The sequence below is a fragment of the Pseudomonas sp. efr-133-TYG-5 genome, from assembly GCF_030209175.1.
Taxonomy (GTDB): domain Bacteria; phylum Pseudomonadota; class Gammaproteobacteria; order Pseudomonadales; family Pseudomonadaceae; genus Aquipseudomonas.
The window spans coordinates 212,492-233,925 of record NZ_JARVSM010000007.1 but is presented as its reverse complement, the minus strand read 5'-3'; the positions used below and the strand labels follow the sequence as shown (position 1 = coordinate 233,925).

The 21,434-nt window shown below is 61.6% G+C and carries 20 protein-coding genes; 10 read left to right on the top strand and 10 right to left on the bottom strand.

From position 1 onward, the window contains the following. Positions 1–44: 44 nt before the first annotated feature. The 3 genes from chrA (at position 45) to QRN70_RS23025 (ending at position 4,602) form a co-directional block, all read left to right on the top strand. Positions 45–1,388, top strand: a complete 1,344-nt coding sequence (gene chrA, locus QRN70_RS23035; protein ID WP_285420185.1) for a chromate efflux transporter — start codon at positions 45–47, stop codon at positions 1,386–1,388. 420 nt (positions 1,389–1,808) lie between these two features. Further along, complete coding sequence (locus QRN70_RS23030) at positions 1,809–3,173, top strand: glutamine synthetase family protein (RefSeq protein ID WP_285420184.1); 1,365 nt, start codon at positions 1,809–1,811, stop codon at positions 3,171–3,173. A 145-nt stretch (positions 3,174–3,318) separates the two neighbouring features. After that, positions 3,319–4,602 carry an NAD(P)/FAD-dependent oxidoreductase gene (locus QRN70_RS23025; RefSeq protein ID WP_285420183.1) on the top strand — a complete coding sequence of 428 codons (1,284 nt, stop codon included), beginning with the start codon at positions 3,319–3,321 and terminating at the stop codon, positions 4,600–4,602. A gap of 162 nt (positions 4,603–4,764) precedes the next feature. On the opposite strand, the gene QRN70_RS23020 is transcribed toward QRN70_RS23025, so the two are convergent. Beyond that, entirely contained in the window at positions 4,765–5,550 is a 786-nt protein-coding gene (locus QRN70_RS23020; RefSeq protein ID WP_285420182.1) for a DeoR/GlpR family DNA-binding transcription regulator, read from the bottom strand. A gap of 412 nt (positions 5,551–5,962) precedes the next feature. Here QRN70_RS23020 and QRN70_RS23015 point away from each other — a divergent pair, with 412 nt between their 5' ends. Beyond that, positions 5,963–6,592 carry a hypothetical protein gene (locus tag QRN70_RS23015; protein WP_285420181.1) on the top strand — a complete coding sequence of 210 codons (630 nt, stop codon included), beginning with the start codon at positions 5,963–5,965 and terminating at the stop codon, positions 6,590–6,592. Between the two features lies 1 nt (position 6,593). Here QRN70_RS23015 and QRN70_RS23010 read toward each other — a convergent pair whose 3' ends face one another. From QRN70_RS23010 to QRN70_RS23000, 3 genes are read right to left on the bottom strand one after another with little or no spacing between them, the layout of a single operon-like run. Beyond that, on the bottom strand, positions 6,594–7,241 hold the full coding sequence (locus QRN70_RS23010) for a hypothetical protein (protein ID WP_285420180.1): 648 nt from the start codon (positions 7,239–7,241) through the stop codon (positions 6,594–6,596). A gap of 54 nt (positions 7,242–7,295) precedes the next feature. Continuing rightward, the gene (locus QRN70_RS23005; RefSeq protein ID WP_285420179.1) at positions 7,296–7,718 is read right to left on the bottom strand and encodes an HD domain-containing protein; all 423 of its coding nucleotides are present in this window, start codon (positions 7,716–7,718) and stop codon (positions 7,296–7,298) included. A gap of 15 nt (positions 7,719–7,733) precedes the next feature. After that, positions 7,734–8,123 (bottom strand): hypothetical protein, encoded by a 390-nt coding sequence (locus QRN70_RS23000; protein ID WP_285420178.1) that lies wholly within the window; start codon positions 8,121–8,123, stop codon positions 7,734–7,736. A gap of 164 nt (positions 8,124–8,287) precedes the next feature. Here QRN70_RS23000 and QRN70_RS22995 point away from each other — a divergent pair, with 164 nt between their 5' ends. Then, positions 8,288–8,719, top strand: coding sequence for a hypothetical protein (locus QRN70_RS22995; RefSeq protein WP_285420177.1), 432 nt, complete (start codon positions 8,288–8,290; stop codon positions 8,717–8,719). A 111-nt stretch (positions 8,720–8,830) separates the two neighbouring features. On the opposite strand, the gene QRN70_RS22990 is transcribed toward QRN70_RS22995, so the two are convergent. The 5 genes from QRN70_RS22990 to QRN70_RS22970 all read right to left on the bottom strand — a co-directional run bounded on the left by QRN70_RS22990 (position 8,831) and on the right by QRN70_RS22970 (position 15,051). Further along, entirely contained in the window at positions 8,831–9,244 is a 414-nt protein-coding gene (locus QRN70_RS22990; protein ID WP_285420176.1) for a hypothetical protein, read from the bottom strand. Between the two features lie 330 nt (positions 9,245–9,574). Continuing rightward, complete coding sequence (locus tag QRN70_RS22985; protein WP_011333561.1) at positions 9,575–10,123, bottom strand: cupin domain-containing protein; 549 nt, start codon at positions 10,121–10,123, stop codon at positions 9,575–9,577. Between the two features lie 545 nt (positions 10,124–10,668). Continuing rightward, positions 10,669–11,952 carry an NAD(P)/FAD-dependent oxidoreductase gene (locus QRN70_RS22980; RefSeq protein WP_285420175.1) on the bottom strand — a complete coding sequence of 428 codons (1,284 nt, stop codon included), beginning with the start codon at positions 11,950–11,952 and terminating at the stop codon, positions 10,669–10,671. 52 nt (positions 11,953–12,004) lie between these two features. After that, positions 12,005–13,495 (bottom strand): aldehyde dehydrogenase, encoded by a 1,491-nt coding sequence (locus QRN70_RS22975; protein ID WP_285420174.1) that lies wholly within the window; start codon positions 13,493–13,495, stop codon positions 12,005–12,007. 179 nt (positions 13,496–13,674) lie between these two features. Continuing rightward, complete coding sequence (locus QRN70_RS22970) at positions 13,675–15,051, bottom strand: glutamine synthetase family protein (RefSeq protein ID WP_285420173.1); 1,377 nt, start codon at positions 15,049–15,051, stop codon at positions 13,675–13,677. 282 nt (positions 15,052–15,333) lie between these two features. Between QRN70_RS22970 and QRN70_RS22965 the strand changes: the two genes are divergently transcribed. The 5 genes from QRN70_RS22965 to QRN70_RS22945 all read left to right on the top strand — a co-directional run bounded on the left by QRN70_RS22965 (position 15,334) and on the right by QRN70_RS22945 (position 20,638). Then, entirely contained in the window at positions 15,334–16,095 is a 762-nt protein-coding gene (locus QRN70_RS22965) for a gamma-glutamyl-gamma-aminobutyrate hydrolase family protein (RefSeq protein ID WP_285420172.1), read from the top strand. A gap of 366 nt (positions 16,096–16,461) precedes the next feature. Then, complete coding sequence (locus QRN70_RS22960; RefSeq protein ID WP_285420171.1) at positions 16,462–17,604, top strand: ABC transporter ATP-binding protein; 1,143 nt, start codon at positions 16,462–16,464, stop codon at positions 17,602–17,604. A 29-nt stretch (positions 17,605–17,633) separates the two neighbouring features. Beyond that, positions 17,634–18,515: an ABC transporter permease subunit gene (locus QRN70_RS22955; protein WP_285420367.1), complete on the top strand. Its 882-nt coding sequence runs from the start codon at positions 17,634–17,636 to the stop codon at positions 18,513–18,515. Further along, positions 18,512–19,387: an ABC transporter permease subunit gene (locus QRN70_RS22950; RefSeq protein ID WP_285420170.1), complete on the top strand. Its 876-nt coding sequence runs from the start codon at positions 18,512–18,514 to the stop codon at positions 19,385–19,387. Before QRN70_RS22955 ends, QRN70_RS22950 begins: the two co-directional genes overlap by 4 nt. A gap of 153 nt (positions 19,388–19,540) precedes the next feature. Further along, positions 19,541–20,638, top strand: a complete 1,098-nt coding sequence (locus QRN70_RS22945) for a polyamine ABC transporter substrate-binding protein (RefSeq protein ID WP_285420169.1) — start codon at positions 19,541–19,543, stop codon at positions 20,636–20,638. Between the two features lie 158 nt (positions 20,639–20,796). Here QRN70_RS22945 and thpR read toward each other — a convergent pair whose 3' ends face one another. Next, positions 20,797–21,336: an RNA 2',3'-cyclic phosphodiesterase gene (thpR, locus tag QRN70_RS22940; protein ID WP_285420168.1), complete on the bottom strand. Its 540-nt coding sequence runs from the start codon at positions 21,334–21,336 to the stop codon at positions 20,797–20,799. Positions 21,337–21,434 lie beyond the last annotated feature (98 nt).

Below are 21,434 nucleotides of genomic sequence, written 5' to 3'. Positions count from 1 at the left end.
CTGCTTAGATAACGGCTCCGCCAGCACCGACCCAGGAGCCGCCTTTGAGCACAGCACCGCAGGACCTACCGCGCCCCGCCCCCATCAGTCTGCGCCAGGCCTGGCCCTTCTGGCTCAAGCTTGGCTGCATCGGTTTTGGTGGTCCGGCCGGGCAGATCGCGATCATGCACCAGGAGCTGGTGGAGCGCCGGCGCTGGATTTCCGAGCGGCGTTTCCTCCACGCCCTCAACTACTGCATGCTGTTGCCCGGCCCCGAGGCCCAGCAACTGGCGACCTACATCGGCTGGCTGCTGCATCGCAGCTGGGGCGGCGTGCTGGCCGGCGGGCTGTTTGTGTTGCCGTCGCTGTTCATCCTGATTGCGCTGTCGTGGCTGTACATCGCCTTCGGTGATATGCCGGTGGTGGCCGGGATCTTCTACGGGATCAAACCGGCGGTCACCGCGATTGTCCTGCACGCGGCGCATCGCATCGGCTCGAGGGCGTTGAAGAACAGTTGGCTGTGGGCGATTGCCGGGGCATCGTTCGTGGCGATTTTTGCCTTCAACGTGCCGTTCCCGTTGATTGTCCTGGGCGCGGCGCTGATCGGTTACCTCGGTGGGCGCCTGGCCCCGGCGCGATTCGCCAACGGCGGCCCGCGCAGCAGCGCCAAGACCTTCGGCCCGGCGCTGATCGATGACGACACACCCCCGCTGGAACACACGCGGTTCAGCTTGCCGAAATTGCTGCGCCTGGCCCTGATCGGCGTGGTGCTGTGGTGCGTGCCGATGGCGCTGCTGACGGCGCTGTTCGGCTGGAGCGGGACCTTCACGCAAATGGCCTGGTTCTTCACCAAAGCCGCACTGCTGACGTTCGGCGGCGCCTACGCCGTGCTGCCCTACGTGTACCAGGGTGCGGTCGGGCAGTATGGCTGGCTGACGCCGACGCAGATGATCGACGGCCTCGCCCTGGGCGAAACCACACCGGGGCCGCTGATCATGGTGGTGGCATTCGTCGGTTTCGTCGGTGCCTACGTGCAACCGGCGTTCGGTGCGGAGCACGCCTTCGCGGCCGGCGCGCTGGCGGCGACGCTGGTGACCTGGTTCACCTTCCTGCCCTCGTTCCTGTTCATTCTTGCCGGCGGGCCGCTGGTGGAGTCGACGCACAACGAACTGCAGTTCACCGCGCCGTTGACGGCGATCACGGCAGCGGTGGTCGGGGTGATTCTGAACCTGGCGTGCTTCTTCGCCTATCACGTGTTCTGGCCCCAGGGGTTTGCCGGCCAGGCGGATATTTTTTCCCTGGTGCTGGCCGTGGCGGCGGCGCTTGCCTTGTTTGTCTTCAAGCGCGGCGTCATCGCGGTGTTGATCGTTTGCGCCCTGATCGGGCTGGGCTTTCACCTGCTGCGCTGACCCTGCGCGCCTGCCGGTCATGGCGGAATAAGGCGTTTACTTGTCCGGGGATTCCCCCTTACTATCCAGGCACACCGGTCGGCGGGCACTCCCGCCACCGACGTTTTCCGCCAACGGAAACACGCGTCATGAGCACGTCACTACAACAACTCCAACCGTTGAACGTCTCCGCTGTGTGCGCCCTCTCTCGCAGGGGCTGCGCATGAATCGCATCGTCAATCTGCCCATGGCCCTGCGCCGTTCCAAGCTGCGTCACTCCGCACGCCCGCCGGATATCGCCCTGCCCGTCTGATCGCGCCCGTTACACGCCGCGACAGTCCCCCTCTTGCCCGATCTCCCTGCCTGGATGCCTGCGCCTGTTGCCGCGCTGCGTCCGGCCCGAATCTGCGCGCCTGTGCGGCGCCATCGTGAGTGATTGATATGAAATTCGCAGCCATTGCAGACGCCCGTGATTTTCTTGAGCAAAACCCCGACATCGACATGATCGAGCTGTTCATCATCGACGCCAACGGCGTGCCGCGCGGCAAGCTGTTGCACCGCGAGGAATTGCTCACCGTGTACGAAAGCGGTCGCCCGTTGCCGAGCACCATCCTCGGCCTGACCGTGCACGGCGAGGACGTGGAAAACTCCGGCCTGGTCTGGGACGTCGGCGACATCGACTGCCGCGCCTACCCGCTCGAGGGCAGTCTGGTGCGCCTGCCGTGGCGGCAGATTCCGACCGCCGCCGTCCAGGTCAGCATGCACCCGCAACAGGGCCTGCCCGCCAGCATCGCCGACCCGCGCCACTTGCTGATCAAGGTCATCGACGGCCTCAAGGCCGAGGGTTATCACCCGGTGATGGCCTGCGAGCTGGAGTTCTATCTGCTCGACGCCAGGCGCGATCACCAGGGCCGTCCACAGCCAGCGCTGGATGCCGACGGCGGTCGACCGCACCACACCCAGGTCTACGGCTTGCGGGAACTGGAGCAGATCGAACCGTTCCTCGCCGATCTCTACAGCGCCTGCAAACTGCACGGCATTCCGGCACGCACGGCCATCTCCGAATACGCCCCGGGCCAGGTGGAAATCACCCTCGAACACGGTGACGCACTGGCGGCGATGGATCAGGCGGTGCGCTACAAACGCCTGGTCAAAGCCGTGGCGCACAAGCACGGCATGCAGGCGACGTTCATGGCCAAGCCGTTCGATCATCTGGCCGGCACCGGCATGCACATGCACGTCAGCCTCGCCGATGGCGCGGGGCACAATCTGTTCGCCGCCGAGGACCCGGCCGGCACGCCGCTGTTACGCACAGCGATTGGCGGCATGCTCGCCTCGCTGCTCGATTCGCTGCTGCTGTTCTGTCCGAACGCCAACTCCTACCGGCGCTTCCAGGCCAACAGCTACGCGCCGCTGGCGCCGACCTGGGGCGTCGACAACCGTACCGTCAGCCTGCGCGTGCCTGGCGGCCCGGCCCACACCCGGCACATCGAGCACCGCATCTGCGGCGCCGATGCCAACCCTTATCTGGCGGCCGCGGCGATTCTGGCGGGCATTCATCGCGGGATAAAAGAAGACATCGATCCGGGCGAGCCGGTGCAAGGCAATGGTTATGCCCAGGCGAAGGAATTGCTGCCGACCGACTGGCTGACCTCGCTCACGGCGCTGGAAAAATCGGTGTGGGCGCGGGATGCGCTGGGGCAGGAGTTTCTCGGGGTGTACCTGGCAGTGAAACGTGCGGAGTACCGGCAGTTCATGGCCGAAGTGGGTGAGCAGGACTGGCGTTGGTATCTGACCGAAGCCTGATCGTTCACAACTCCCCCCTTGTGGGAGCGGGCTTGCCCGCGAAGGCGTCGTCACATTCAACACTTCAGGTGACTGACGCATCGCTTTCGCGAGCAAGCCCGCTCCCACAGGGTCCGTGCACCGACTACCGGATCTGGACACTGACATGACTCAACGCAGCAATTCCTACTACACCGCCACCCTCAACCGCGACACCGACTACCCGACCCTGCAAGGTCGGCACAAGGTCGACGTGGTGATCATCGGCGGCGGTTTCACCGGCGTCGCCAGCGCCGTGGAACTGGCCGAAAAAGGCCTCAAGGTCGCCATCGTCGAAAGCCACAAGATCGGCTGGGGCGCCACCGGGCGCAACGGTGGTCAGGTCACCGGCAGCCTCTCCGGTGACGGCGCGATGCGCAAACAGATGCGCAACACCTTGGGCTATGAGGTCGATGACTTCATCTGGCACCTGCGCTGGCGCGGCCACGAAATCATCCAGCAGCGGGTCGAGAAATACGCGATCGATTGCGACCTCAAGCACGGCCATTTGCACGCCGCCTACAAGCCGAGCCACATGGCCGGTTTGCGCAGCGACTACGACGAAGCCGTGCGTCGCGGCATGGGTGATGAAGTCAGCCTGCTCGACCGCTGCCAGGTGCGCGATCTGCTGCAAAGCGAGCTCTATCACGGCGCGATCAAGAACACCCGCAACATGCACCTGCACCCGCTCAACCTGTGCATCGGTGAAGCGCGGGCAGCGGAAAGCCTCGGCGCGCTGATCTTCGAAAACAGTGAAGTGCTGGAGATCATCCACGGCGCCACGCCGGGCGTGCGCACCGCCCATGGCCAGATCGACGCCAACCAGGTGTTGTTGGCCGGTGACGTCTATCACAAGCTCGAACCGGGCCAGCTCAAGGGCAAGATCTTCCCGGCCATGGGCGGCATCGTCACCACCGAACCGCTGGGTGAGCTGGCAAAGCAGATCAACCCTGAAGACCTGGCCGTCTACGACTGCCGCTTCGTCCTCGATTACTACCGTCTCACCGCCGACGGCCGCCTGCTGTTCGGCGGCGGCGCCAACTACAGCGGCAAGGATTCGCGGGACATCGCCGGCGAGCTGCGGCCGTGCATCGAGCAGACGTTCCCGGCGCTCAAGGGGGTGAAAATCGATTACCAGTGGAGCTGCGCGATGGGCATCGTCATCAACCGCATCCCGCAACTAGGCAAGCTGTCGGATAACGTCTGGTACTGCCAGGGCTACTCCGGCCACGGCATCGCCACCACCCATATCATGGGCGAAATCATGAGCCGGGCGATCACCGGACAGATGCAGCAGTTCGACACGTTTGCCGCGTGCTCGCACATCCGCGTGCCGATGGGCGACCTGCTGGGCAATCCGATGCTCGCGGCCGGCATGTGGTACTACCAGATGCTGGAAAAACTGCGCTGATTGATCCCTCGGCCGCATGCCGGTTTATGCATGGGCTCGGCTGGCCTCATCGCTGGCAAGCCAGCTCCCCCAGTGATTGGCGCCGTATACAGACTCTGTGTACACAATGATCCATGTGGGCGCTGGCTTGCCAGCGATGGGGACATCAGCCTCACTAAAATCTCAGTCAGGCAATTGCTCCACGACAATCCCCAGCCGCTGATAATCCTCGACGCTGCCCGAGGCCAGGTGCCGCTCGGTAATCAGCGTGTGCAGGCGTTCGCACGGTGCCACCACAAACGGCTCCACCGCCCCGAGCTTGTCCGCGGAGGTTACCGCGATCACCCGCGCCGCACTGTCGAGCAGCGCCTGTTTCACCGGCACTTCATCAAAATGCAGCGAGGTGATGCCCACCTGCGGATGAATCGCACAGACACCGGTGAACGCCAGGTCAGCCTTGATCCCGGCGATCAGACGCAGCGCCTCATGGCCACCGGCCGCCAGGGTTTTCGGGTTCAGTTGGCCACCGGCCAGAATCACCTTCACGTTTTTGTACTCCGCCAGGGCAATCGCCGTCATCGGTGCTGCGGTCACGGCAGTGATGCGGATGTCCGTCGGCAACGAACGCGCGACCTGCAAGGTGGTCGAGCCGGAATCGAACAGCACCGTCTGCCCATCCTCGACCTTCTGCGCTGCCAATTGCGCCAGCCGGACCTTCACCTCATCGATTTCCTCCAGTCGGGTGAAGTAATCCTTGCCGCTGTCTTTCGGCCGCGGCAACGCCCCGCCGTGCACCCGCTGCACCAGCCCGGCGTTGTCGAGTTCGGCAAGATCGCGGCGGATGGTGTCCTCGGACACCGCAAAATGCTGACTCAGCTCGGAGGCCATGACCTTGCCGTCGCGTTCGAGGAGCAGGAGGATTTTCTGCCGACGCAGGGATGGCAGTTCGGCAGTGGAATGATCGTGCATGATTATGCCTGTTTATGCGGGTAATTGCAGGTTTTCCGAGCCTAGCGAACCCTGCGGACAAACACAAACCGGCTATCAATTGTTTCGATCATTGGAATCACCACGGCGAATTTTTCCTCCGCCGGTGCCCTGTTCAGAATGGCGGCACCACTCAAGGCTCAGGATGAACAGCTGATGAATCTCAATTTCGCATTTGCTTGCATGGTCGTCGTGTCGTTTGCCATCGCATTGGGGCATGCCTGACTCGGCGCGACGCGGGCAAAGGCTCACGTAGCCATTGTTACGCCGGATCGCTGCGCGCCACGGGTGGATCTTTCAAGTACGTGGCCGGCGATCGTGCGGGTGTGTAACATCCGCCCAGTGCTTTCACACGGATGTTGACGATGTTTACCTGCCCCAAGGACGGCTGCCCATGAATCTGCTCAGCCGACTGCTGTCCATGATCAGTGCTGGACCGTCGGAACAGATCGCTGGGTACAGCAAGCGCGAGCTGCAGGCGCTTTTCAACGCGCCCTTATCCCTGGCGGACCTGACGAATCAGGTCAACCTGATGCCGTTGATCGACAGCGGTATAGCGGCCTGCCACGCCACTTTTCTCATGGATCCCGAGGATGCGGCGCGCCTTGCATCCCTCGTAGCATCTCGCTTCCGTGCAACCCACCAAAGAACGTTCAATGGACAGCCCGTCGTCGAGTACCACCACCGGTTGAACGCAGAGCGACTGGTCCTGTTCGGCTCCAGCCAGGAGTTCAACGGCGTGACGATGCGCCTGGTGACCAACAGCACGGACTTTCTCAACCTGCTGAGCCAGGAAACCTTCGCCGTACCGCCGCCGTGGATTGCTTTCAACGATTACCCGCCGTCCTGGTGGAGCGACAACATGCAAGGCGCGCAGGGCCACTACAACGATTGCTATTTCGTGCCGTTCTTCACCCGCTTGAGTGACGTTGAAAAGCGCGCCTACTGCGCAAGATTCGCGGCCTCGCCGGCGTGGATCGAACGTCTGGAATGGCTCTACGGCGTTATCGCCTCAGCGGAGTAAATCAGGCTCGGGGCCTGTTCAGGGCAATGGCCGTCCCCTTCGCGGCGTGCGCCGCCAGAATCCTCGGCGTGTGCGGTTCCTGACACTTGACCAGTGTTTCGCTCTTGGAAATCTTCAGGCAGTCGATCAACGCGCTGATGGCCAGCAGCCCCGCCCCGGGCAGCGTTATGAACGCCCAGAACGCGAACTTGGGTTCAAGCTTCATGGGTTGAATCAACAGAAGCGGCCCCATCGCAACGACGCACCAGACGATATACATCATCAGATACCAGGCCTTTCTCCAGAGCCTGGAAAACTTCCGTTTGTACTTGGGCCGAAAGTCGATCCGACGCCGTCGCTCATCGAGCTCGACGTACTTCCTCGAACGCACATAATCCTTGAGGCTAGTGGCCGGGTTGACGATTGATATCAGGTACTCGACGTCAGCCGGATTGATCGCCGATGTGCCGGCAATGGCGAAATAGCCCCTTTCCACGACCAACGGATGCAAGTCGGGATTGTCCTGAATGTCCTTGAGCACTTCTTTTGCGACCCGGTACTCCTCGGCCAGGCGGCTCTTGCCCATGAATGACAACTCACGCACCACCTTGGTCGCGGCGGCAACCACGCCAATGACCGTGAGTAATTGAACAATTGTCGCGAAATCCATGTCCTGGCTCCTTGCCGTTAACTGATACACGCAGGCTGACGACTCTTCGCTGCGTCAGGCACGCAACCGGCCGATGGCCCTGCGATACTTCTCGACCCGCTCGAGATCTTCCCAGCTCGGCGAGGCGATCCGTGACAGATCGCTGTTCTCTTCCAGATCCGCGAGCTTGACTACCCGCCCGATCGGATTCTGCGCGGCACGCTCGACGAAATCCTCGTAGGATTCGCCCGGCACCTTGGTCACCGATGCGATGGCGCTCAGCACGTCCTCGCTGAAGCCTTCCTGGCGCAAGTCATCGAGGCTGATGCCGCAGTCTTCGACCACGTCGTGCAGCACGGCGACGATGCGTTCTTCCAGGGTGTGCATGCGCAGCATGACTTGCAGCGGATGCAGGATGTATGGTGCCCCGCCCTTGTCGACCTGCCCGGCGTGGGCCGTGGCGGCAATGGCGATGGCGCGTTCGAGGGTCTGCGTCATGGGAGTCTCCGAGGGTTACAGGCCATAGCGGCCGCCGATATAGAAATGGCGCCGGAACCAGCGCCCGATGGCCTGCAAGCGACTGACCGGTTTGGCATTGGCACTGTGCCGCTGCAGAATCAGCGCCACCACCGTCATCTGCTCCACCCCGGGATACGCATCGATCAACTCCGCCACCCAGGCGCAACCCGCCTTGCGCAAATGCTCGCGCCAGTCGCCGGGCCAGGCGTCCAGCTCAGCCAGCGCCAGGAATCGCGCCCCGCCGTGCTCCATGTGTCCGCCGCCCATCGATTGTTCGAAACAAAAAGGCGTGGCGGGCCTGGAGAGATCGATATGGAACAGATAGACGTCGTGAAACGGATGCTGCGAGGTGGGAGCGATGTTGCGGCGGCCGATTTCAATCATGGGCGGTGTTCCAGTCCGTGGGGCGCGAGATGCGCGCGATTGTTTCGCAGTCTGCCCGGGCGGCGCAAATCCAATCTCGATGGAACCTCCCGCCATGCCCCCACCTCGAAACCTGAAAGCGCCGGGTTTCGCTCAAAACAGGCGCCCTTGAAGAGGATCCGCCGATGAATATCCGCCTTCTGCTGCTGATCGCCACATTCTGCGTCATTCCCACCTGCGTCATGGCCCAGGGCTGCGACGTGCAGACCCGCTCCTCCAGCGCCTCCGTGGCTGCCGTCGAAACCCACAGCTGTTACGAATACGAAGGCATGCCCGTTGATGCCATCGACTGGTCGTGCAGCAATGAAAGCAAGGACATGCTCAACGCCAGCAAGAAAAAAGTCGAACACTGCGCCGACCACTACCAGGCCACGTGCATCGCCACCCTCACCCAGGAATCCCTGGCCAACCCGCACTCCACCAGCAAGGACAAAAACGCCAAAGCACTGAACATCCCCGACAGCGCCCAAGTGACCACTTACTACTACGATGCCGAGCATCTGGCCCAGGCGAAAATTGATTGCGAGAACGGCGGCGGCCATTGGAAGAGCAAATAACACGCGGTTCGCGCGCATGAAAAAGGGACACTCGAGGGTGTCCCTTTTTCATGCCAATCACACTGGCGAAGGCGTTCGCGGCCGTCGAGCCGCCCCGCGCGCCAGCGGCAATCAGCGTTTCATCGCTTCGCACTGGCTGCGCAGATTGCCGTCCCGGATGCTCGCGCAGGTACTGCCTTTCTTCGCCTCACAGAACGCGCGCTGGTCGCTGTCACCGATGGAGGCGCAGGTACTGCCTTTCTCCGCTTCGCAGGACGCACGCAAATCGTTATCGCGGATGCTCGCGCAGGTGCTGCCCTTTTTGGCCTCGCAATAGGCGCGCCGGTCATTGTCACGGATGCTGGCGCACGTACTGCCCTTCTCCGCTTCGCACGACGCACGCAAATCGTTATCGCGAATGGCGGAACAGGTACTGCCTTCTTGCGTGGCCTGGCAATAGTTGCGTTGATCGTTGTCACTGATGCTGGAACAACTGGCAAACGTGTAACCGCTGAACATCAACAACAGGGCGAAAATCAGTTTCATTGCGGACTTCCTTGATTGCCAGGAAACAGCCTGGCTCTGTTTGGCTCCGTTCTCACCGAACTTGATGACACTAAATTTTTTCACAGCAAAACCGTGGCAAATTTTTCCGTTGTGCTTGCAACTCCCTATCGCTTCCAAATGCCAAGAGCAAAGAGAAAGCTATTTCGCCCCAGCGAAATGTTCGTTCAATTCGTCAGACCTACCTATGCGCAGTGATAGCACAATAACATTGCTGAGAGTTTCACCAAACTGAGCTGGAGCGCCAGAGACTTTCAGAGCAAAAAAAACCGCATTGCTGCGGTTCTTTTGGATTTCGAGAGGAGTCGGCGATCAAAAATTCGCCGGTGTATTCGCACTGATAATCTCCGCCTCATCCGCGCCGATATTGCGGAATTTGTGCGGCAGTGTCGTCGGGAAGTAGTAGCCATCGCCCGCACTCAACACACTCACCTGCCCGTCCACCGTCAATTCCACGGTGCCACGGGTAACCAGTCCGCACTCCTCGCCTTCGGCGTGCACGATTGGCTCTTCCCCGGAACTCGCACCCGGTGCGTATTGTTCGCGCAGCAAGCGCATCTGGCGGCTTGGGACCGAGGCGCCGATCAGGAGCAGGCGCAGGCCGTGGCGGCCGAGGTCGGGTTGTTCGTTGGCGCGGAAGACGTATTGGTGTTCGCGCGGCGGCTGGTCGAAGGTGAAGAAGTCGGCCAGGGACATCGGTATGCCTTCGAGCAGCTTTTTCAGCGAGCTGACGGAAGGACTGACGCGATTCTGTTCGATCAGGGAAATGGTGGCATTGGTCACGCCGCTACGCCGCGCCAGCTCGCGCTGGGACAGTTTGTAGCTTTCGCGTACTAGTTTGAGTCGAGAACCCGTATCCATGACAGCCTTATGTGAAAACGACTTAAGGGCGATGGGGGTGGGTGGCGGGTGACGCGCCGAGGGCGCGGATCACGTTGCTCCCGTGTCCCGGAACCGTGAAAGGCGGCTATTAAATCACGTTTGCCGGTGTTGCTCAGCAGGTTCGATGGACGGTGGAGCAAAAGTCCTTGTTGCCTTGGTAATACAGTCACTGTGAGAGCGAGCCTGCTCGCGAAAGTGGTGTGTCAGACGACATGCAGGTTGGCTGATATGGCCTCTTCGCGAGCAGGCTCGCTCCCACAGTTGGATCTCTTTTGTGTCAATTGGCTTTGTGAAGTTTGTCAGGCCGTCATCGCTGGCAAGCCAGACTCCCACAGGGTTTGCAGTGTTTCTGTTGGATCGAGGGTGCCCTATCGCTGGCGGGCCAGACTCCCACAGGGTTTGCAGTGTTTCTGTGGGTCGAGGGTGCCTCATCGCTGGCAGGCTAGCTCGCACAGTTGGACATTTGCGGTATTGCTGGGAATAAAAACCGGCGGAGCCTTGGGGGCCGCCGCCGGGGAGGTAACTCAGATGCCGAAGCGGTCGCGCAGCGAGTAGTACACCGCGCCGAGGGCGGTCAGCGGTGCGGAGAACGTGCGTCCGCCAATCATCGGCATGTGCGGCAACGAGGCGAAAGCGTTGAAGCGTTCGGCGTCGCCACGGATCATTTCCGAGATCAGTTTGCCGGCCAGGTGCGAGCAGGTGACGCCGTGGCCGCTGTAGCCCTGCATGTAGTAGGCGTTCTTTTCGATACGGCCGAATTGCGGCATGCGCGACATGGTCAGCAGGAAGTTGCCGGTCCAGCGGTAGTCGATTTTCACGTCCTTGAGCTGCGGGAAGGTCTTGAGGATCTTCGGCCGGATCAGCTGTTCGATGTCGTCCGGTTCACGCGCGCCGTAAACCACACCGCCACCGTAGAGCAGACGGTTGTCGGCGGTGAGGCGGTAGTAATCAAGCAGGTAGTTGCAGTCCTCGACGCAGTAGTTGTTGCTGATCAGGCTGCGTGCCTGTTTCTCGCTCAACGGTTCGGTGACGACGATTTGCGAACCGCACGGCATGCTCTTCGCGGTCACGCGGTTGTCGAGACCTTGCGGCAAGTAGGCGTTGCCGGCGATCAGCAGGTACTTGGCGCGCACCTGGCCCTTGGCGGTGCGCACGACGTTCGGCTCACCGTAGGTGATTTCCACGGCGGCGGATTGTTCGTAGATCTTGCCGCCCAGGCGCACGATGGCCGCGGCTTCACCGAGGGCCAGGTTCAACGGATGGACGTGGCCGCCCTGCATGTCGAGCAGGCCGCCGACGTAGGCATCGGAGCCGATTTCACGACGGATATCCGCCGCGTCGAGCAGCTTCAGGTTGCGGTTGCCGTAGCGCTCCCAGTTGCGTTTCTGCTCGGCCAGGCCATTGAGTTGCTTCTTGTTCATCGCGGCGAAAATGCCGCCCGGGCGGTAGTCGCACTTGATGTCGTACTCCTGGATGCGCGAGCGGATGATGTCGGCGCCTTCGAAGATCATGCTGCCGAGGATTTCCGCGGTCTTGTCACCGTAGCGCTCTTCGATCACGTCGACGTCGCGGCTGTAGGAGTTGACCAGTTGCCCACCGTTGCGACCGCTGGCGCCGTAGCCGACTTTCGCCGCTTCCAGCACCGTCACTTTGTAACCGGCTTCAGTCAGGAACAGCGCCGAGGACAGGCCGGTGTAGCCGGCGCCGATGATGCAGATATCGCAGTCCACCGCTTCTTCCAGGATCGGGAAATCGATCACTTCGTTGCGGGTGGCGGCGTAGTAGCTGTTGACGTGTTGTTGCTTCATTTTATTGTTCTCCGAAGGTCGCCGGTTGCCGGCGACCACCGTTGTCAAAGAGTTAGAGCTTGATCCAGGTCGCTTTCAGCTCGGTGTACTTGTCGAACGCGTGCAACGACTTGTCGCGACCGTTGCCGGACTGCTTGAAGCCACCGAACGGCGCGGTCATGTCACCGCCGTCGTACTGGTTGACCCACACGCTGCCGGCGCGCAGGCCACGGGCGAAGGTGTGGGCCTTGCTGAGGTTGCTGGTCCAGACCCCGGCAGCGAGGCCGAAGATGCTGTCGTTGGCGATCTGCAACGCTTCCTCGACCGTGTCGAAGGTGATCAGCGACAGCACCGGGCCGAAGATTTCTTCCTTGGCGATGGTCATGGCGTTGGTCACGCCGTCGAAAATCGTTGGCTCGATGTAAGTGCCGCCGGTTTCTTCGAGGGTGCGGCGGCCACCGGCGATCAGCTCGGCGCCCTGCTCGCGACCGATGCTGATGTAGCGCAGCACGTTGTCCAGTTGACGCTGATCGACCACGGCGCCAACGGTGGTCGCCGGATCGAGGGCGTGCCCCGGTTGCCACGCTTGCAGCGCTTCCACCAGCAGCGGGATGAATTGCTCGCGGATCGAGCGCTCGACCAGCAGGCGCGAACCGGCGGTGCACACTTCGCCCTGGTTGAAAGCGATGGCGCCCGCGGCGGCCTGGGCTGCCGCGCGCAGGTCCGGCGCGTCGGCGAACACCACGTTGGGGCTCTTGCCACCGGCTTCGAGCCAGACGCGTTTCATGTTGCTCTGCCCGGCGTAGATCATCAGTTGCTTGGCAATCGCCGTGGAGCCGGTGAAGGCCAGCACGTCGACGTCCATGTGCAGCGCCAGCGCCTTGCCGACGGTGTGGCCGAAGCCTGGCAGGACGTTGAACACGCCTTGCGGAATACCCGCGTCCAGCGCCAGTTGGGCAATGCGGATCGCCGTCAGCGGGGATTTTTCCGACGGCTTGAGAATGAACGAGTTACCCGCCGCCAGGGCCGGGGCGAACTTCCAGCTGGCCATGATCAGCGGGAAGTTCCACGGCACGATGGCCGCCACCACACCGGACGGCTCGCGGGTCACCAGACCGAGCTGATCGTGCGGGGTGGCGGCGACTTCGTCGTAGATCTTGTCGATCGCTTCGGCACTCCAGCGGATCGCGTTGGCGGTCGCCGGGATGTCGATGCTCAGCGAGTCGCTGATCGGCTTGCCCATGTCCAGGGTTTCCAGCAGCGCCAGTTCTTCCTGGTGTTGCAGGATCAGGTCGGCGAAGCGGATCAGGATGCGTTTGCGCTCGGCCGGGGCCTTGTTGGCCCACACGCCGGAATTGAACGACTGGCGCGCGACTTCGACGGCGAGGTTGGCGTCGGCTTCATCGGTGCTGGCCACGGAGGCGAGGAAACGGCCGTCGACGGGGCTCAGGCATTCGAAGGTGTCGCCGCTGATCGCCGGGCGGTATTCACCGTTGATGAAGGCGCGGGATTCGATGGTCAGGGACTGGAAACGCTGTTCCCAGTCGTTGCGGGTCATGGTCATGGGGGTGACTCACATATAAGAATTAGTGACCGATATCCCTGTGGGAGCGACGGTGCGACGATTCGACTTGCTCGCGAATACGGTGGGCCAGTCACCTGCAATGTTGAAGGTGCTGGCCTCTTCGCGGGCAAGCCCGCTCCCACAGGAGTTTGCGGTGTTAGCGAGATAGCGCCTGAGCGTCAGACGGTATGCAGATACCAGTTGTACTCAAGGTCAGAGATCGAGTTTTCGAACTCGGCCAGCTCGCTTTCCTTGCACGCGACGAAGACGTCGATGTACATCGGGTCGATGTAGCGGGCCATGACTTCGCTGTCGTCCAGCTCGCGCAACGCATCGCGCAGGTTGTTCGGCAGGCTCTGTTCGTTCTGCTCGTAGCTGTTGCCTTCAACCGGCGCGCCCGGTTCGATCTCGTTGGTCAGGCCATGGTGAATACCGGCCAGCACCGACGCCATCAGCAGGTACGGGTTGGCGTCGGCACCCGCTACGCGGTGTTCGATGCGCACGGCATCCGGCGAACCGGTCGGCACACGGACGGCCACGGTGCGGTTGTCGATGCCCCAGCTCGGCGAGTTCGGCACATAGAACTGCGCGCCGAAACGCCGGTACGAGTTGACGTTCGGGCAGAGGAAAGCCATCTGCGCCGGCAGGGTCTCGAGCACACCGCCGATCGCGTGACGCAGCGCGGCGTTCTGCTCGGGATCCTCGCTGGCGAAGATGTTGTTGCCGTCCTTGTCCAGGATCGAAATGTGCACGTGCAGACCATTGCCCGCCTGGCCCGGATACGGCTTGGCCATGAAGGTGGTGTCCATCTCGTGGTCATAGGCGATGTTCTTCACCAGACGCTTGAGCAGGACGGCGTAGTCGCACGCCTTGATCGGGTCGGAGACGTGATGCAGGTTGACTTCGAACTGCGCCGGGGCGCTTTCCTTGACGATGGCGTCGGCCGGAATGCCCTGCTCTTTCGCGCCTTCGAGGATGTCCTGCAGGCAGTCGACATACTCGTCGAGGTCGTCGATCAGGTAGACCTGAGTGGACACCGGACGCTTGCCCGACACCGGCGAGCGTGGCGACTGCGGACGGCCGTTCACGTTGTCCTGGTCGATCAGGTAGAACTCCAGTTCGAACGCGGCGCAGATGGTCAGGCCCAATGCGTCGAACTTGCGCACCACATTAGCCAGCACTTCCCGCGGGTCGGCAAAGAACGGCTCGCCTTCGATTTCGTGCATGGTCATCAGCAGTTGCGCGGTCGGGCGCTTCTGCCATGGCTCGATGCTCAGGGTGCCGGGGATCGGGTAGCAGATGCGGTCGGCGTCGCCGATATCCAGGCCCAGGCCGGTGCTTTCCACCGTGGAGCCATTGATATCGAGCGCGAAGAGCGAGGCCGGCAGGTTGATGCCTTTCTCGTAAACCTTGTGAAGACTGGTGCGCTCGATGCGCTTGCCGCGCACCACACCGTTCATGTCTGCAATCAGAAGGTCGACGTACAAAACCTCAGGATGTTTCTTAAGGAATGCGTTTGCTTCGTTGAGTTGAACGGCACGCAGAGGGACCGACATGATGCACCTATTTAGCTGTTAATTATTATGTTCACCGCTGTTTCGCCGAGCCAGTCAATCCGAAAGGCAAAGTGAAGTCAATAGCGAACACCCAGCCGTCCAGCGTTTATTTTTCCGGCTTTTTTTAACACTCTCGTGCCAATGCAGGCGCCGCAAGGCCTGGAATCATGAAGATTTGATGAGCGGCGTTTAGAATTTTTTACATGGCAGTTGTTAATTAAAATCAACGAGGCTAAGCTCCGGAAAAGCTCGTTCAAGTGTCAAACTTCGAGGTGAATAAAAATGGCATTCAAGCCATTGATCGGCGTTACTGCGTGCGTCAAACAGATTGGCCTGCACCCCTATCACGTCAGCGGCGACAAGTACTTGCGTGCTGTCAGCGTCGCGGCCCTGGGGTTGCCGGTGGTCATTCCTTCCCTTGGCAAACTGACTGAAATCGACGACCTGCTGGGTCAGCTCGACGGTCTGTTGCTGACCGGCTCGCCGTCGAACGTGGAGCCCTTCCACTATCAAGGCCCGGCCAGCGAACCCGGCACGGATCACGATCCGGCGCGGGACGCCACCACCCTTCCTTTATTGCGTGCAGCCATCGCGGCGGGCGTTCCGGTGCTCGGCATCTGCCGTGGCTTCCAGGAAATGAACGTGGCCTTCGGCGGCAGCCTGCACCAGAAGGTGCACGAGTTGCCGGGCATGCTCGACCACCGCGAGGCCGACAGTCCGGACCTGGCCGTGCAGTACGCTGCGGCGCATGCCGTGACGGTGCTGGACGGCGGCGTGTTCGCCGCCCTGGAGTTGCCCGGTGAATTCCAGGTCAACTCGATCCACAGCCAGGGCATCGACCGTCTCGCGCCCGGCCTGCGGGCCGAAGCCGTAGCTCCGGATGGCCTGATCGAGGCGATCTCGGTGGAGCACAGCCCGACCTTCGCCCTCGGCGTGCAATGGCACCCGGAATGGCAAGTGCTGGACAACCCGAACTACCTGCGGATTTTCCAGGCGTTCGGTGAGGCCTGCCGGCAACGGGCGGCGCAACGCCACAAGCGCTGACTCAAGCACCACCCGATTAACGATTACTGCCCCCACGGGGTCGGCGGCGACGCGTGTGCGTATCCGTCATCCGTGAAAACAACAAACCGTAATAACAACAAGTACGACCCAGGCAGCCAGGACGGCGGCGCCGACCAAGCCGGATGGCAGGAGCAAGACCGTCAGATCAATGCAAAACCCTGTGGGAGCTGGCTTGCCAGCGATGAGGCCATCACCTCCGACACTGTTGGGGAATGACCCACCGCAATCGCTGGCAAGCCAGCTCCCACAGGGAATGTGATCCGAGCGCAAATGCACCTGCAGGCTTGCAATCCACTTAAGCCCGGCCACGTTGGCCGAGCGAACGAAACCTGTTGGGAGTTTCACATGGCAAACGCCTCCAGCACTTACAGGAAGGCCCTTGAAGGTCATCAGCAACCGAAAAAGGTTCTGGTGAAAGTCGATCGCGTGACCAAGAAGTTCGACGAAACCACCGCCGTCGACGATGTGTCCCTGGAGATCCACCAGGGCGAAATCTTCGCCCTGCTCGGTGGCTCCGGTTCGGGCAAATCGACCCTGCTGCGCATGCTTGCCGGTTTCGAGCGGCCGACCGAAGGGCGGATTCTGCTCGACGGCGTGGACATCACCGACATGCCGCCGTACGAGCGGCCGATCAACATGATGTTCCAGTCCTACGCGCTGTTCCCGCACATGACCGTGGCGCAGAACATTGCCTTCGGCCTCAAGCAGGACCGTTTGCCGGCCAGCGAAATCGACGCCCGTGTCGAAGAGATGCTGCGCCTGGTGCACATGACCCAATACGCCCGACGCAAACCCCATCAGTTGTCCGGCGGTCAGCGCCAGCGCGTCGCCCTCGCCCGCTCCCTGGCCAAGCGGCCGAAGCTGTTGCTGCTCGACGAGCCGATGGGCGCGCTGGATAAAAAGCTGCGCTCACAGATGCAACTGGAACTGGTGCAGATCATCGAGCGCGTCGGTGTGACCTGCGTGATGGTGACCCATGACCAGGAAGAAGCCATGACCATGGCCGAACGCATCGCGATCATGCACCTGGGCTGGATCGCCCAGATCGGCAGCCCGGTGGACATCTACGAAGCGCCGGTCAGCCGCATGGTCTGCGAGTTCATCGGCAACGTGAATGCCTTCGACGGCACCGTGGTGGAAGACCTCGAAGGCCACGCGATCATTCACAGCCCGGACCTGCAGCAGAAAATCTACGTCGGTCACGGCGTCAGCACGTCGGTGCAGGACAAGTCGATCACCTACGCGATCCGCCCGGAAAAGATGCTCGTCAGCACGATCAAACCAGAGGTGCGCTACAACTGGTCGGAAGGCAAGGTGCATGACATCGCCTACCTCGGCGGCCACTCGGTGTTCTACGTCGAATTGCCTGGCGGCAAGATCGTCCAGTCGTTCATGGCCAACGCCGAACGCCGTGGCGCCCGTCCGACCTGGGACGACAAGGTCTACGTCTGGTGGGAAGACGACAGCGGCGTGGTACTGCGCTCATGAAAACATTCAATCAGCAATTCCTGCGCCTGGTGCCCAGCGGACGCAAACTGGTGATCGGCATTCCGTTCCTCTGGCTGTTCCTGTTCTTCATGCTGCCGTTTTTCCTGGTGATGAAGATCAGCTTCTCGGAAGCCGCCCTGTCGATCCCGCCGTACTCGGAGATCTACACCTACGCCGAACAGAAATTCCAGCTGCTGCTGAACATCGGCAACTACACCATGCTCGGCGAAGACGAGCTGTACCTGTCGGCCTACCTCGGCTCGCTGAAGGTAGCCGCCCTGAGCACGCTGATGTGCCTGGTGATCGGTTTCCCGATGGCCTACGCGATCACCAAGGCCAGCAAGGAAGCGCAGAACGTCCTGCTGCTGTTGATCATGATGCCGACCTGGACCGCGATCCTGATCCGCGTGTATGCGTGGATGGGCATTCTCAGCAACAACGGTCTGCTCAACGCGTTTCTGATGTGGACGGGGCTGACCGATCACCCGATCGAGATCCTCAACACCAACACCGCGGTGTATATCGGGGTGGTCTACGCCTACCTGCCGTTCATGGTGCTGCCGCTGTACGCCAACCTCGTCAAGCATGACGGCAGCCTGCTGGAAGCCGCGTCCGACCTGGGCTCGAGCAACTTCAACAACTTCTGGAAAATCACCGTGCCGCTGGCCAAGAACGGCATCATCGCCGGTTGCATGCTGGTGTTCATTCCGGTGGTCGGCGAGTTCGTCATTCCGGAGCTGCTGGGTGGCCCGGAGACCCTGATGATCGGTCGCGTGCTGTGGCAAGAGTTCTTCAATAACCGCGACTGGCCGGTGGCGTCCGCCCTGGCGGTGGTGATGCTGCTGATCCTGATTGTGCCGATCCTGCTGTTCAACCGCAGCCAGGCCAAAGAGATGGAGGGACGGGGATGAAACGCTTCGGTTTTGCAAAGTTCATGCTGATCTTCGGCCTGATGTTCATCTATCTGCCGATGCTGATTCTGGTGATCTACTCGTTCAACGCCTCGAAACTGGTGACGGTGTGGGGCGGCTGGTCGGTGAAGTGGTACGTCGGCCTGCTCGACAACACGCAACTGATGGGCTCGGTAGTGCGCTCGCTGGAAATCGCCTGCTACACCGCCGTGGCCGCCGTGGCGCTGGGTACGCTGGCCGCGTTCGTGCTGACCCGCGTTACGCGCTTCAAGGGTCGTACGCTGTTCGGTGGTCTGGTCACCGCGCCGCTGGTAATGCCTGAGGTGATCACCGGTCTGTCGCTGTTGCTGCTGTTCGTGGCGATGGCGCAGTTGATCGGCTGGCCGCAGGAGCGTGGCATCGTCACCATCTGGATCGCCCACACCACGTTTTGTGCCGCCTATGTGGCGGTGGTAGTCTCCGCGCGCCTGCGGGAGCTGGATCTGTCGATCGAAGAAGCCGCGATGGATCTGGGCGCCAAGCCGTTCAAGGTGTTTTTCCTGATCACCATCCCCATGATCGCGCCGTCGCTGGCGGCGGGCGGGATGATGTCGTTCGCCCTGTCGCTGGATGACCTGGTACTGGCCAGCTTCGTTTCCGGTCCGGGCTCCACCACCCTGCCGATGGAAGTGTTCTCGGCGGTGCGCCTGGGCGTGAAGCCGGAAATCAACGCGGTGGCCAGCCTGATTCTGCTGGCGGTGTCGCTGGTGACGTTCCTGGTCTGGTACTTCGGCCGCAAGGCAGAGGCCAGCCGCAAGAAGGCGATTCAGGAAGCGATGGATCAGACCGCGAACGAGTCGTGGCAGCAGCCGCAACGTGCAGCCACTGCCTGACCTGTAGACGCTACGGCACGCTGCGATCCTTTGATTCTGTTGTTGCAGCGCAAAGGATCGCAGCGTCGTTTCAGTCGACAGCGCCTAGAGAAAGGCACTTGTCGATCAAGTTTCAGCTAAGTGTTTTTGAATAAAAAGAATGGAGTTTCACCGATGAAAATGTTTGGCAGGACTCTGCTGACACTGTCCTTAATGGGCGCAATGGCTATGGGCGCCCAGGCCAACGACAAGGTTTTGCGTGTGTACAACTGGTCCGATTACATCGCCCCGGACACCGTCAAGAAGTTCGAAGACGAGACCGGCATCCAGGTGACCTACGACGTCTTCGACAGCAACGAAACCCTCGAGGCGCGGCTGCTGGCGGGCAAATCCGGCTACGACATCGTCGTGCCGTCCAACAGTTTCCTGGCCAAGCAGATCAAGGCCGGCGTCTACCAGACCCTGGACAAATCGAAGCTGCCGAACTGGAAGAATCTCAACCCGGTGCTGCTGAAAAACGCCTCCGCCAGTGATCCGGACAACGCCCACGCGTTTCCGTACATGTGGGGCTCGATCGGCATCGGCTACAACCCGGACAAGGTCAGGGAAGTGCTCGGTGCCAACGCCCCGACCAACTCATGGGACCTGCTGTTCAAACCGGAGAACGCCGAGAAGCTCAAAGCCTGTGGCATCAGTTTCCTCGATTCGCCGACCGAAATGCTCCCCGCCGCCCTGCACTACCTGGGCTATCCGGTGAACGACAAGGACAAGGCGCACATCCTCGAAGCCGAAGCGCTGTTCATGAAGATCCGTCCGTACGTGGCGTATTTCCATTCGTCGAAGTACATCTCGGACCTGGCCAACGGCAACATCTGCGTGGCGGTCGGTTACTCCGGTGACGTGCTGCAGGCCAAGGCCCGCGCCGTGGAATCGGGCAACCAGGTGAAGATCGACTACAGCATTCCCAAGGAAGGCGCCGGCAGTTTCTATGACATGGTCGCCATCCCCCGGGATGCGGCGAACGTCGACAACGCCTACCTGTTCATGGATTTCCTGATGCGTCCCGACATCATCGCCGAGATCACCAACAGCAACGGCTACAGCAACGCCAACGCGGCCGCCACGCCGCTGGTGGACGAAGCGATCCGCAACGACCCGGGCTCGTACCCGTCGCAAGCGGTGATGGCCACGCTGTACGCGGTGCCGGATCAGCCGATTGCCACCCAGCGCATCATGACCCGCGGCTGGACGCGAGTGAAACTCGGCAAGTAACCCACACACTGATCGCTGCCACGCCGGGCGGGGCAACGACCAGCCAGGATTTCCGTTCACGCAGCGCCTTACCACCGCTGCACCCTCTCTAGGAACGGCCTCACCTGGCTCCCTCGGTTCAGGTGACTTCGGCGCCCTCGGGCGCCTTTTTTATTGCCTCAAATCAGCGGCCAATCGGCCAGCACCCGGTATTGCCCCTTGTGCGATTCGAACAAGGCAAAGCGCTCGGCACGCAGAAAGAATGCCGGCGGCGTCGTGGCCTCGGGCTCCGCTGCCCGGTAATCGCGGGCCAGCGTCAGGTGCGGACGGTACTCGCGTGTCACCTCTTCGAAGCCGAATGGCAACATCGCCTGCTCCAACGCATAGACCAGCCGCAGCAAGCTCGGCGGGGCCTGCTCCGGCGCCAGCGACAGGACCCCGGCACGGTGCCAGACCTGCAAGCGATCCAGCGAAATCTTCAATACCTCGCCCGACGTGCGCACGTTGCTCGCGGCTTCGCAGACTTCACTGATCTGCGCCAGCGGCACCGCGCCGAGGAACAGCAACGTCAGGTGAAAATTGGCCGCCGGCACCGGTTTGCCGGCGCGCAGACCCAGCGCGCCGCGCCACTGGGCAATGGCCTTGCGTTGCGCCGGCGGGCAGTCCAGGGCGAAAAACAGCCGCTTGGACGGCTGCTGCGCATGCTTTTCATCCGTCATGGCCCCTCTCCTTCACAAGTGTCGATCCGGAGATTCTACACGGCGATTTTCCGCCGACTCGCCACAGCGGGTTTATAGTTCAGCCATTGCCATCGACC